The organism is Janthinobacterium leeuwenhoeki (genome assembly GCF_051380795.1).
GTDB lineage: Bacteria > Pseudomonadota > Gammaproteobacteria > Burkholderiales > Burkholderiaceae_D > Janthinobacterium.
Genome location: NZ_JBNYXT010000018.1, coordinates 82,458 through 94,452, shown reverse-complemented (window position 1 = coordinate 94,452; position 11,995 = coordinate 82,458). Strand labels below are relative to the sequence as shown.

At 62.1% G+C, this 11,995-nt stretch carries 6 protein-coding genes; 3 read left to right on the top strand and 3 right to left on the bottom strand.

The genetic code is table 11. The annotated features are described in order from the left end of the window. Positions 1-169 precede the first annotated feature (169 nt). Both ACQ4WS_RS15620 and ACQ4WS_RS15615 read right to left on the bottom strand, forming a co-directional pair. Positions 170-2,245: a M13 family metallopeptidase gene (locus ACQ4WS_RS15620; RefSeq protein WP_436477666.1), complete on the bottom strand. Its 2,076-nt coding sequence runs from the start codon at positions 2,243-2,245 to the stop codon at positions 170-172. A gap of 174 nt (positions 2,246-2,419) precedes the next feature. Continuing rightward, positions 2,420-4,513 carry a M13 family metallopeptidase gene (locus tag ACQ4WS_RS15615; RefSeq protein ID WP_436477664.1) on the bottom strand — a complete coding sequence of 698 codons (2,094 nt, stop codon included), beginning with the start codon at positions 4,511-4,513 and terminating at the stop codon, positions 2,420-2,422. A gap of 638 nt (positions 4,514-5,151) precedes the next feature. Here ACQ4WS_RS15615 and ACQ4WS_RS15610 point away from each other — a divergent pair. The 3 genes from ACQ4WS_RS15610 (at position 5,152) to ACQ4WS_RS15600 (ending at position 9,854) form a co-directional block, all read left to right on the top strand. Continuing rightward, positions 5,152-6,606, top strand: coding sequence for a S41 family peptidase (locus tag ACQ4WS_RS15610; protein WP_436477662.1), 1,455 nt, complete (start codon positions 5,152-5,154; stop codon positions 6,604-6,606). A gap of 206 nt (positions 6,607-6,812) precedes the next feature. Next, complete coding sequence (locus ACQ4WS_RS15605) at positions 6,813-7,934, top strand: beta-ketoacyl-ACP synthase III (protein ID WP_436477660.1); 1,122 nt, start codon at positions 6,813-6,815, stop codon at positions 7,932-7,934. Between the two features lie 210 nt (positions 7,935-8,144). Then, positions 8,145-9,854 carry a cation:proton antiporter domain-containing protein gene (locus ACQ4WS_RS15600; protein ID WP_436477658.1) on the top strand — a complete coding sequence of 570 codons (1,710 nt, stop codon included), beginning with the start codon at positions 8,145-8,147 and terminating at the stop codon, positions 9,852-9,854. A 74-nt stretch (positions 9,855-9,928) separates the two neighbouring features. Here the strand turns inward: ACQ4WS_RS15600 and ACQ4WS_RS15595 are convergent, their stop codons facing one another. Beyond that, the gene (locus tag ACQ4WS_RS15595) at positions 9,929-11,974 is read right to left on the bottom strand and encodes a 2,4-dienoyl-CoA reductase FMN-binding domain-containing protein (RefSeq protein WP_436477657.1); all 2,046 of its coding nucleotides are present in this window, start codon (positions 11,972-11,974) and stop codon (positions 9,929-9,931) included. Positions 11,975-11,995 lie beyond the last annotated feature (21 nt).

Sequence of the window (11,995 nt, the reverse complement as noted above, 5' to 3'; positions counted from 1 at the left end):
CTCCAGATCCGCAGTCGCCCGCGGCACCCTTGCCGTTCAGCTAACTCTTCCCCTTGTCGGGCGAGTAGAGGACTTGCACCTCCCAGTGAGTGCGCCCTGCCGGGCGCACCGTAAAAATGCCGCCCGGCTTGCGCGGGGCGGCTGGCAACTTATGCCTGGGACAACCGTCTTACCACATGATGACGCGGTCTTTCGGTGGCAGATACATCTTGTCGCCCGGTTTCACGTCGAAGGCCTGATAGAAGCCGGGCTGGTTGCGCATGGTGCCGTTGGCGCGGAACTGGCCTGGCGAATGCGGGTCCGTTTTCAGCAAGACCAGTTGCTGCGCTTCGCGCATCTTCATGCGCCAGACCTGGGCAAAGCCCGCGTAGAAACGCTGCTCGCCCGTGAAACCGTCGATGACGGGGGCTTTCTTGCCATTCAGCGACAATTTATACGCTTTGTAGGCAATCGCCACGCCGGAATTGTCGGCGATATTCTCGCCCAGGGTCAGTTCGCCGTTGACGAAATGGCCCTTGACGGGGCTGAAGCTGTTGTACTGCGCCACCAGCTGCTTGGTTTTCTTGGCGAAGTTTTTATGGTCGGCCTTGGTCCACCAGTCGCGCAGGTTGCCGTCGCCGTCATACTGAGCGCCCTGGTCGTCGAAGCCGTGGCTGATTTCATGGCCGATCACGCCGCCGATGGCGCCGTAGTTGACGGCGTCGTCCGCGTTGGCGTCGAAGAACGGCGCTTGCAAGATGGCGGCCGGGAAGACGATTTCGTTCAGCTCAGGGTTGTAATAGGCGTTCACGGTCTGTGGCGTCATGCCCCACTCGTCGCGGTCGATGGGCTGGCCCAGCTTGTTCAATTCGCGGTTGTAGTTGAGCAAGTGCGAACGCTGGATGTTGCCGATCAAGTCGTCCGGCGCCACCGTCAGGCCCGAGTAATCGCGCCATTTGTTTGGGTAGCCGATCTTGGTGGTGAACTTGGCCAGCTTAATCTGCGCCTGCTTCTTGGTGACGGGGCTCATCCAGTCGAGCTTGTCGATGCTTTGCTGGTAAGCCGTCATCAGGTTTTTCACCAGCGCTTCCATGCGCACCTTGCGCTCGGCCGGGAAATATTGCTGCACGTACAGCTGGCCCACGGCTTCGCCCAGCGCGCCTTCGACGGCGCCCACGCCGCGTTTCCAGCGCGGACGCATTTCCGTCACGCCCGTCAGGGTGGTGCCATAGAAGGCGAAGTTTTCATCGACATACGCTTTCGGCAGGTAGCCGGCATTGGCGTGCAGCAAGTGCCACTGGAAATACGCTTTCCACGTTGCCAGCGGCGTCTTGTTGGCGATCTCGGCAAAGCCCTTCAGATAACTGGGCTGGCTGACGATCACGTAGTTGACCTTGCCCGCGATGCCCGTATCCTTCAGGTAGCGGGCCCAGTCGTAGCCTGGCGCCACGGCGGCCAGTTTCGCCAGTTCCACCTTGTTGTAGGTCTTGACGGGATCGCGGTTCTGCACATTGCTCCATTGCGCCTTGGCCAGGTCCGTTTCCAGCGCCAGGATGGCTTTCGCATTCGCGGCTGCGTTCGCGTCGCCGGCCAGGCTGAGCATTTTTTCCACGTGGGCCAGGTATTTGGCGCGCGTGTCGGCCTTGCCTGCTTCCAGGTAGTAATCGCGGTCAGGCAAGCCCAGGCCACTTTGCACGATGTCGGCCACGTATTTGGTGGAATCCTTGGCGTCCTGGTGGATGCCAAAATCGTAAGGCGAGGTCACGCCCAGCTTGCTGAAGTGGGCGATCACGGCTGGCAATTCGGCCTTGTCCTGCAGTGCAGCGATCTTCGCCAGCTCCGCGTTCAAGGGCGTCAGACCCAGGCTTTCCAGCTTGGCTTCATCCATGAAGCTGTTATAGAAATCACCGATTTTCTGGGCATTCGAACCGGCGGCGCGGGCCTTGTCGGCGGCAGCACCTTCGATGATGCCGCGCAGCTGCGTTTGCGTATCGTCGGCCAGCTTGGCAAAGCTGCCCCAGCTCGACTTGTCGGCAGGAATCACGGTTTCCGCCAGCCATTTGCCATTCAGGTGCTGAAACAGGTCGTCCTGTGCGCGCACGGCAGGGTCGACGTATTCGACGGCGATGCCGGACGTCAGCGCCGCAGACGCGACGGCCGTGGCGGGAGCGGCGGTGGCTTTCTTGGCCGTATCAGCGGCGCCAGCCATGCCGGACACGCCGGCCAGCAAACTCAGGGTCAATGCACTTAACAAATAACGATTCACGGTGGTCCTCTATATTGTATTGTGTGGAAACATAAGGGGCAGAAGGCCCAGGGCTTCTGGCCCGGTTTTTGACTGTAGCATACCGGCCGAAAGCGGAGAAAGAACTTTGGCAGAAATGCAAAAGAGACCACGCGCGGTGGTCTCTTTATTGCTACAGAATTAAGCTTGTTACGCTTACCAGATAATGACGCGGTTTTCCGGGGCAACATACATCTTGTCGCCCGGTTTCACGCCAAACGCTTCATAGAAGCCCGGCTGGTTGACCATGGTGCCATTCGCGCGGTACTGGCCCGGCGAATGGGGATCGGTCTTGATTTGCACGATCTGCTGCGCTTCGCGCATCTTGCTGCGCCACACCTGGCCAAAGCCCATGTAGAAACGCTGGTCGCCCGTCAGGCCGTCCAGCACAGGTGCCGGCTTGCCGCCCAGCGAAATTTTATAGGCCTTGTACGCGATCGCCACGCCCGAGTTGTCGGCGATGTTTTCGCCCAGAGTCAGCGCGCCATTGACGTGGTAGCCAGGCAATGGGCTGTAGCCGTCGTATTGCTTGGTCAACGCGTCGGCCTTGGCCGCGAAGTTCTTGCGGTCGGCCGGCGTCCACCAGTCGCGCAGGTTGCCGTCGCCATCGGACTGGCTGCCCTTGTCGTCGAAGCCGTGGCTGATTTCATGGCCGATGACGGCGCCGATGGCGCCATAGTTGACGGCGTCATCCGCGTTGGCGTCAAAGAACGGCGGCTGCAGGATGGAGGCCGGGAAGACGATTTCATTCATCGTCGAGCTGTAATAGGCGTTCACCGTTTGCGGCGTCATGCCCCACTCTTCGCGGTCGATCGGTTTGCCCAGCTTGGCCACCTGGCGGGCGGAAGCGAAGTTGGCGGCGCGCATCATGTTGCCCACCAGATCACCCTGGACGATTTGCAGCTTCGTGTAGTCGCGCCATTTGTTCGGATACCCGATCTTCGGCGTGAACTTGGCCAGCTTGGCTTGCGCTTCCTTCTTGGTGTCAAGGCTCATCCAGTCCAGGGTGTCGATGCTGTCTTTGTAGGCGGCCAGCACGTTTTTCACCAGTTCCTGCATGTGCGCCTTGCGCTCTGCCGGGAAATATTGTGCCACATACAACTTACCGACGGCTTCGCCCAGCACGCCTTCGACGGCGCCCACGCCACGCTTCCAGCGCGGCTGGTTTTGCGTCACGCCGCTGAGCACCGTGCCGTAAAAGGCAAAGCTCTCGTCGACGAAGTTTTTCGACAAGTAGCTGGCATAGCTGCGCAGCAACTGCCATTCGAAATACGCTTTCAGGGTGTCCAGGTCGGTGCCAGCCAGCACCTTGTTGTAGCCGGTCAGGTAGCTCGGCTGGTTGACGATGACGTATTCGACCTTGTTGGCGATGCCCAGGGCAGCCAGGCCGGACTTCAGGTCGTAGCCGGGCGTCAGGTCGTTCAGCTTGTTGATGTCGGTCTTGTTGTAGCGTTTGACGGGGTCGCGGTTCTCGACCTTGGTCCATTGCGCTTCGGCCAGGGCCGTTTCCAGCGCCACGACAGCCTTGGCGCGGGCGGCGGCGTTCTTGTCGCCGGCCATGGCCAGCATCTTTTCCACGTGCGCCTGGTATTTTTCTTTCACGCCAGCCTGCTTGGCTTCCAGGTAGTAGTCGCGGTCTGGCATGCCCAGGCCGCTCTGGCTCACATACGCGGCATACTTCGTCGAAGCGCGCGCATCCTGGCCCACGTAGACGGCGTACGGCGTCGATACGCCTGTCTGGCTCAGGTGGGCGATCAGGGCCGGCACGCCCTTCTTGTCGCGCAGCGAACGGATGCGGTTCAGTTCACCGGCCAGCGGCTTCGTGCCCAGCGCATCGAGGCGGGCTTCATCCATGTAGCTGGCGTACAGGTCGCTGATTTTCTGCGCTTCGGAACCGGCCTTCTTGTGCTTGTCCTGTTGCGTGGCTTCGATGATGCCGCGCAACTGTGGCGTGGTGTCATCGCGCAGCTTGGCGAACGAACCCCAGCTCGACTTGTCGGCAGGAATCTCGGCCGTGGCCAGCCACTTGCCGTTCAAATGGGTGAAGAAATCGTCCTGCACGCGCACGGCAGGGTCGATGTACTGCACATCGATGCCGGAAACGACGCCAGCGGCGGCAGGCGCGGAAGGTGCGACACCGGGCGCCACAGTTGGTGCTGCCACGGAGGATGCGGCGGATACGGGTTCGGCGGCATGGGCAAACGCAGCCAACAGGGTCAGGGTCAGACTGCTCAAGAGATAGCGATTCACGGATTGTCCTTATGGGGCATGTCAAAAAGACCGGGCGGATAGCTTCGGGCGGATAGCCTGCCGCGCCTGGCGCTGCAGGAATGTAGCACGCGAGCATGCCTTTTGGCCATCCTTGCCCCCGGACGGCCCGTGAATCGCCGCTCAGTTCGACCAGGCTCAAGGAGGCCGGTGAGCATGGCGTGGGCTGGAACAGTGCATGCGGCGTTTATCCATACAGATAGAGCAGGTCGTCAATCAGCTCCAGCTCCTGTTGCGAGAACTGCGTGTTGTTGAACTGCCCGATATCTTCGAGCACACCTCTAATCTAAATGCGCCTGAGCCCACGGATAAAAAAAAGCCTGCGTCCACGGACGCAGGCAAAACCACTTCGGGTCGAGAATGCGAGTCCACTATAGGGCCGCCGCACACGCTTTTTTTCGACTATTACAAATGCTTACTCCCCTCAAGAGCACCTATACATCGCATACGAAACCGCAACATATGGCAAGCTGACAACCCCGTTTTCGTGCGTAGACTGGGTCCAGGCACGCTTTTTCCATGGCCGGCCCACGCCGGCAGAGATTCGGGTCTATACTTTCAACAAGCGCCGCTCCACGGGGACTGGCGCTTGTGCAAGACACGCTAGCTGCAAAGGTGCAATGATGGGCAAACTCAAAAATACCGGCTTGATCGGCCTGGGCGTGGTGGCCGGCGTCGCCGTGTCGCTGCAATTTTCCGCCATGGCGCAAAAAACCGTCGAGCCGCCCCTGCCGCTGGAAGAATTGCGCCAGCTGGCCGATGTGTTTGGCCTGATCAAGTCCGATTACGTCGAGCCGGTGGAAGACAAGAAACTGCTGGAAGACGCCATTTCCGGCATGGTCGCCTCGCTCGACCCCCATTCCGCCTTCCTGGACAAGAAAGCCTACGCCGAGCTGCGCGAAGGCTCCGAAGGCAAGTTCGTCGGCCTGGGCATTGAAATTGGCCTGAGCGAAGACGGCTATATCAAGATCGTCTCGCCCATCGAGGATTCGCCCGCCTACCGCGCCGGCATCAAGGCCGGAGACCTCATCACACGCCTGGATGGCCAGCCCGTGAAAGGCGTCAGCCTGGACGACAACGTCAAGCGCATGCGTGGCGAACCGGGCACGCAGGTGTCGCTGACCATTGCCCGCAAGGATGAACCGCAGCCCCTGGCCTTCACCATCACGCGCGAGGAAATCCATCAAAAGAGCGTGAAGGCGAAGATGGTTGAACCAGGCTACGCCTGGCTGCGCGTGTCGCAATTCCAGGAACCGACCGTCGACGACATGGCCGCGCAGATCACGGCGCTCTACAAGCAAGATCCGAACCTCAAGGGCATGGTGCTGGATCTGCGCAACGATCCGGGCGGCGTGCTGCAGGGCGCCATCGGCGTCTCGGCCGCCTTCCTGCCGAAGGACGCGGCCATCGTCTCGACAAATGGCCAGTTGCCGGACTCGAAACAGGTGTTCTACGGCCGCGCCGAATACTATGCCTTCCGCTCGGAAGGCGATGCCCTGGCGAAATTGCCAGCCGCCATCAAGAAAGTGCCGCTGGTGGTGCTGGTCAACACGGGTTCGGCCTCCGCCTCGGAAATCGTCGCCGGCGCCCTGCAAGACTACAAGCGCGCCACCATCATCGGCACGCAAACCTTCGGCAAGGGTTCCGTGCAAACCATCCGCCAGCTGACAGCCGACACGGCCGTCAAGCTGACGACTGCCCGCTACTACACGCCGAATGGCCGCTCGATCCAGGCCAAGGGCATCATGCCCGACCTGCTGGTCGATGAAAATGCGGATGGCGACGGCCTCAACGGCTTACGCATCCGCGAAGCGGACCTGACCAAACACCTGAGCAACGACCGCGACCAAGGCCGCGCCAACAACGGCGCCAAGGCCGCGCCCGTCAACGACGAGATGGAAGAGCAATTGCGCATCATCGCCCTGGAAAAGACCCGCAAGCCGCTGGAATTTGGCAGCAAGGACGATTTTCAATTACACCAGGCGCTGAACCATCTGAAGGGTTTACCGGTGCAACTGGCCAAGCCCGAACCGGTGGTGGTGCAAGCCGACGTCAAAAAAGAACAGAAAAAGTAGGCAATTTGGGCTCAGACCCGCCGGGTCTGAGCCCATCCAGCGGGGAGCGCCATGCCCCCCGTTATCCCTTCCACACGACAAAAATCAATCTTCCGCCACACCTCCCCCTCCCCCGCAACACGAAACTCTCTACAGTCGAGTCCATTTGTGTAAAATTTGCTTCACTTATCGGCATTGCGCCGATTGCCAAATTTGAAAGTTTAACCATGAAACAAGTCGTCATCAGCGGTACCGGACTGTACACGCCGCCATTTTCGATCTCTAACGAAGAGCTGGTCACCTGCTTCAATGCCTACGCGGAAAAGTTCAATGCCGATAACGCCGCCGCGATTGCCGCAGGCGAAGTGACGGCGCTGGAGCTGTCGAGCGTGGCCTTCATCGAAAAGGCGTCCGGCATCAAGTCGCGCTTCGTGATGGAAAAGGAAGGCATCCTCGATCCGGCGCGCATGGTCTCGCGCATCCCGGAACGGGGCGATGACGAACTGTCCTTGCAGGCCGAAATGGCGGTCGCCGCCGCGCGCGATGCGCTGGCGCGCGCCGGCCGCACGCCGGCCGACATCGACATGGTGCTGGTGGCCTGCAGCAACATGCAGCGCGCCTATCCCGCCATGGCGGTGGAAGTGCAGGATGCGCTGGGCATCGATGGGTATGGTTTTGACATGAACGTGGCGTGCTCGTCCGCCACCTTCGGCATCCAGCAAGCCGTGGCCGCCGTGCAAAGCGGCCAGGCGCGTGCCGTGCTGGTCTTGAATCCCGAAATCACCAGCGGCCACCTGAACTGGCGCGACCGCGACAGCCATTTTATTTTCGGCGACGCCTGCACAGCCATCATCGTCGAAGCGAAAGACTCTGCCGTCTCTGCGCACCAGTTCGAGATCATCGGCACGGAACTCAAAACACGCTTCTCGAATGCCATCCGCAACAATTTCGGCTTCCTCAACCGTTTTGACGAATCCGGCGTGAGCAAGGCCGACAAGCTGTTCCGCCAGCAAGGCCGCAAGGTCTTCAAGGAAGTGTGCCCGATGGCCGCCGAGATGATCAAAACGACCCTGGCCAAGGCCGGCGTGGAAGTGGCGCAAGTGAGCCGCTACTGGCTGCACCAGGCCAACCTGAACATGAACTTGCTGATCGCGCGCCTGATCCTGGGCCGCGACGCCGAGGCCAACGAAGCGCCCGTGATCCTCGACACCTACGCCAACACCTCGTCGGCCGGTTCCATCATCGCCTTCCATAAATATCAGGATGACATGGCGGCGGGCAGCACCGGCGTCATCTGCTCGTTCGGCGCCGGTTATTCCATCGGCTGCGTGATCGTGCGCAAGGTGTAAGCGTTGGGGGCGGGAAGCGCCTGATTGCCTCAATTAGGCGCAGATCGCAGTTGATGGCATGCGTTCGTGGCCAGCTGGACGAAGATATAGCGCAAATTTTTTGTAAAAAAAGCGGCAGGAAAATTCCAGCCGCAGCTTTGTTGCGTTTATACTCAATCGCTGAACACCCTCTTTTTCCATCCGCACGCCCCCATAAGGAACCCACCACGCATGCCCCATGACATCAGTCTGATCACCACCATCGCTGCAGCCCTCGGGTTCGGCCTCATCTTCGGCTTCATCGCCGCGCGCCTGAAACTGCCGGCATTGGTCGGCTATCTGGCCGCCGGCATCATCATCGGACCGGCCACGCCCGGTTTTGTGGCGAATGCGGAAATTGCGGGGCAATTGGCGGAGATCGGGGTGATGCTGATGATGTTCGGTGTCGGCCTGCACTTTTCCATCGACGATTTGTGGGACGTGCGCAAGATCGCGCTGCCTGGCGCCATCTTGCAGATCGGCGTCGCCACGGCGATGGGCATGGGCCTGGCCCACTGGTGGGGCTGGACCCTCGGTGGCGGACTGATCTTTGGCCTGGCCCTGTCCGTCGCCAGTACCGTGGTACTGCTGCGCGCGCTGGAAGAACGGGGCATCCTCGACTCCCTGAATGGGCGCATCGCCGTCGGCTGGCTGGTGGTGGAAGACCTCGTCACCGTGCTGGTGCTGGTGCTGCTGCCGGCATTCGCCAGTGTGCTGGGCGGCAAAGTCGCGCCAGATGCCGAGGCCGTGAGCCTGTGGCAAACCCTGGCCATTACCTTGGGGCAAGTGGCCGGCTTCATCGTCTTCATGCTGGTGGTGGGCCGCAAGCTGTTCCCGTGGATCTTGTGGCAAGTGGCGCGCACCGGTTCGCGCGAACTGTTTACGTTGTGCGTGATCGCCGCCGCCGTCGGCATCGCCTACGCTTCGACCCAGCTGTTCGGCGTCTCGTTCGCGCTGGGCGCCTTCTTCGCCGGCATGGTGCTGCGCGAATCTGAACTCAGCCACCGCGCCGCGGAAGAATCCTTGCCCTTGCGCGACGCGTTTGCCGTGCTGTTCTTCGTTTCCGTCGGCATGCTGTTCCAACCGAATATCCTCATCGAGAAGCCCCTGCAAGTGCTGGCCGTGTGCGCCATCATTATCTTCGGCAAGTCGATTGCCGCGTTTTTGCTGGTGATGGCGCTGCGCTATCCGCCGAAAACAGCCATCATCGTCTCGGCCAGCCTGGCGCAGATCGGAGAATTCTCGTTCATCCTGGCCGCCCTGGGCCTCTCCCTGGGCCTGATGCCGCAGGAAGGCCAAAGCCTGATCCTGGCCGGCGCCATCCTGTCGATCGCCCTCAACCCGCTCGTGTTCAGCATGGCCAAGCCCTTGCTGCGCGTGATCGGCAACAGCGATTTCGCGCGCAAGTTCGAACGCACCACCGACCCGCTGGCCGAACTGCCGATGACGGTGCCGCAGGAAAAACTGTCGGGCCAGATCGTCCTGGTCGGCTACGGCCGTGTGGGCCGGCGCATCGCCGCCGCCCTGTTGGAACGGGGCATCCACTTTGTCGTGGCCGAGGAAAACCGCGAAATTGTCGACCAGTTGCGCAAGCAGGGTATCCCGGCCGTGGCCGGCAATGCGGGGGAACCGGCCGTGCTGATCCAGGCGCACATCACGCACGCCACCATGCTCGTCATCGCCACGCCGGACACCTTCCACGTGCGCGCCATGATAGAGACGGCGCGCGCGCTGAACCCCGCCATCCTGACGGTGGTGCGCACGCATAGCGAGGAAGAGGCGGAATTGCTGCGCGCGGAAAACGCGGGCAAGGTGTTCATTGGCGAGCAGGAGCTGGCGAATGGCATGGCCGAGCACGTGCTGCAGAGTTTTGATACGGCGAAGAAGGGGCATGGCCATTAATAACGGCACGTGTAGCGACATTCGGGGTCAGTCCCGCCGGGACTCGGCGTCCCCGTCTGACCCCGGCCCTCAATTTACAAACTGGCGGCCAGCTCCGCCCCTTCCCGTATCGCCCGCTTGGCATCGAGTTCCGCCGCCAGCGCGGCGCCGCCGATTTTATGGAAACGCGGGCCGCCAGTGGCCAGCGGCTTGCCATCCTTGCCGACCGGCGGCATGAGTTCCGTCAAGCTGTCCTGGCCCGCACAGATAACCACGTTGTCCACCGCCAGCAGGCGCTGCTCGCCGCCCACGGTGATGTGCAAGCCCTGCTCGTCGATCTTGTCGTAGCTTACGCCGGCCAGCATGGCCACGCCATTGCGCGCCAGCGCCGCCCGATGCACCCAGCCTGAGGTCTTGCCCAGTCCCGCGCCCACTTTTGACGTCTTGCGCTGCAACAGGAAGATCTGCCGCACAGGATGGGGCGCCACAGGTGGCACCAGGCCGCCCCCGCTTGCCGCATTCAAGTCCACGCCCCACTCGCCCGCCCAGGTTGCCACAGGTTGCGGCAGCGGATGCGCCGGGTCGTGCAGCAGGTATTCGCCCACATCGAAACCGATGCCGCCCGCGCCGATGATGGCCACGCGCGCGCCCACGGGCTTCTTGCTTTGCAGCACATCCAGATACGACAGCACTTTCGGATGCTCGATGCCGGGAATGGCCGGCAGGCGCACCTTGATGCCGGTGGCGACGATGACGTCGTCGTAGCCGCCAGCCAGCAGTTGCTCGCGCGTGACGCGCTGGCCCAGGCACAGCTTGACTTCCAGCAACGCCAGCCGGCGCGCAAAATAGCGGATGGTTTCCGTAAATTCTTCCTTGCCCGGTATCTGCATGGCCACCTTGAACTGGCCGCCCACGCTGTCGCTGCTGTCGAACAGGGTCACCTCGTGCCCGCATTCGGCCGCCACGCAGGCGGCAGACAAGCCGGCCGGCCCGGCGCCGACGACGGCCACCCGGCGCGGCGCGGCCTTTTTCGCGTACACGAGTTCCGTTTCATGGCAGGCGCGCGGGTTGACCAGGCAGCTGGCGCGCTTGTTGGCAAAGGTATGGTCCAGGCACGCCTGGTTGCAGCCGATGCAGGTGTTGATTTCGTCGGCGCGCCCGGAAGCGGCCTTGGCGACAAAGTCAGGGTCGGCCAGGAAGGGGCGCGCCATCGACACCAGGTCGCAGTCGCCCCGCTCGAGGATGGCGTTGGCCTCGTGCGGCATGTTGATGCGGTTCGAGGCCACCACGGGAATGGTGACTTCGCGGCGCAGCCGGCCCGCCACCGAGGCGAAGGCGGCGCGCGGCACGGACGTGACGATGGTGGGGACCCTCGCCTCATGCCAGCCGAAACCCGTATTCAGAATCGTCACGCCAGCCTGTTCCAGCGCCTTGGCCACCGTCACCACGTCATCCCAGGTATTGCCGCCCTCGACCAGGTCGAGCAGCGAGTGGCGGTACATGATGATGAAGTTGGGGCCGACGGCGGCGCGGATGCGGCGCACGATGTCCACGGGCAGGCGCATGCGGTTCTCGATCGTGCCGCCCCAGCGGTCCTGGCGCAGATTCGTGCGCGCACACAGGAACTGGTTCAGCAGGTAGCCTTCGCTGCCCATCACCTCGATGCCGTCGTAGCCCGCTTTTTGCGCCAGGCGCGCGCAGCGCACGTAGTCGCAGATCGTGCGCTCGATGCCCCGTTCGCTCAAGGGGCGGGGGCGGAATGGCGAAATCGGCGATTTCTTGGCCGACGCCGAGACGACGAACGGCTGATACCCATAGCGGCCCGCATGCAGTATCTGCATGACGATCTTGCCGCCCTCCTCGTGCACGGCGCGCGTCACCTTGCGGTGGTTCGGCACGTCGCCGAGGAAATTGAGGGTGCCGCCGAACGGCAGCAGCCAGCCCTGGCGGTTCGGCGAGATGCCGCCCGTGACGATCAGCCCCACGCCGCCGCGCGCCCGCTCGCGGTAAAACGCGGCCAACTTGCCATAATGATAAAAGCGGTCTTCCAGGCCCGTGTGCATGGACCCCATGATGACGCGGTTGCGCAAAGAGGTAAAACCCAGGTCGAGCGGGGCCAGCAGATGGGGATAGGCAGTCATGGTGATCGGTCCGGTAGAGGT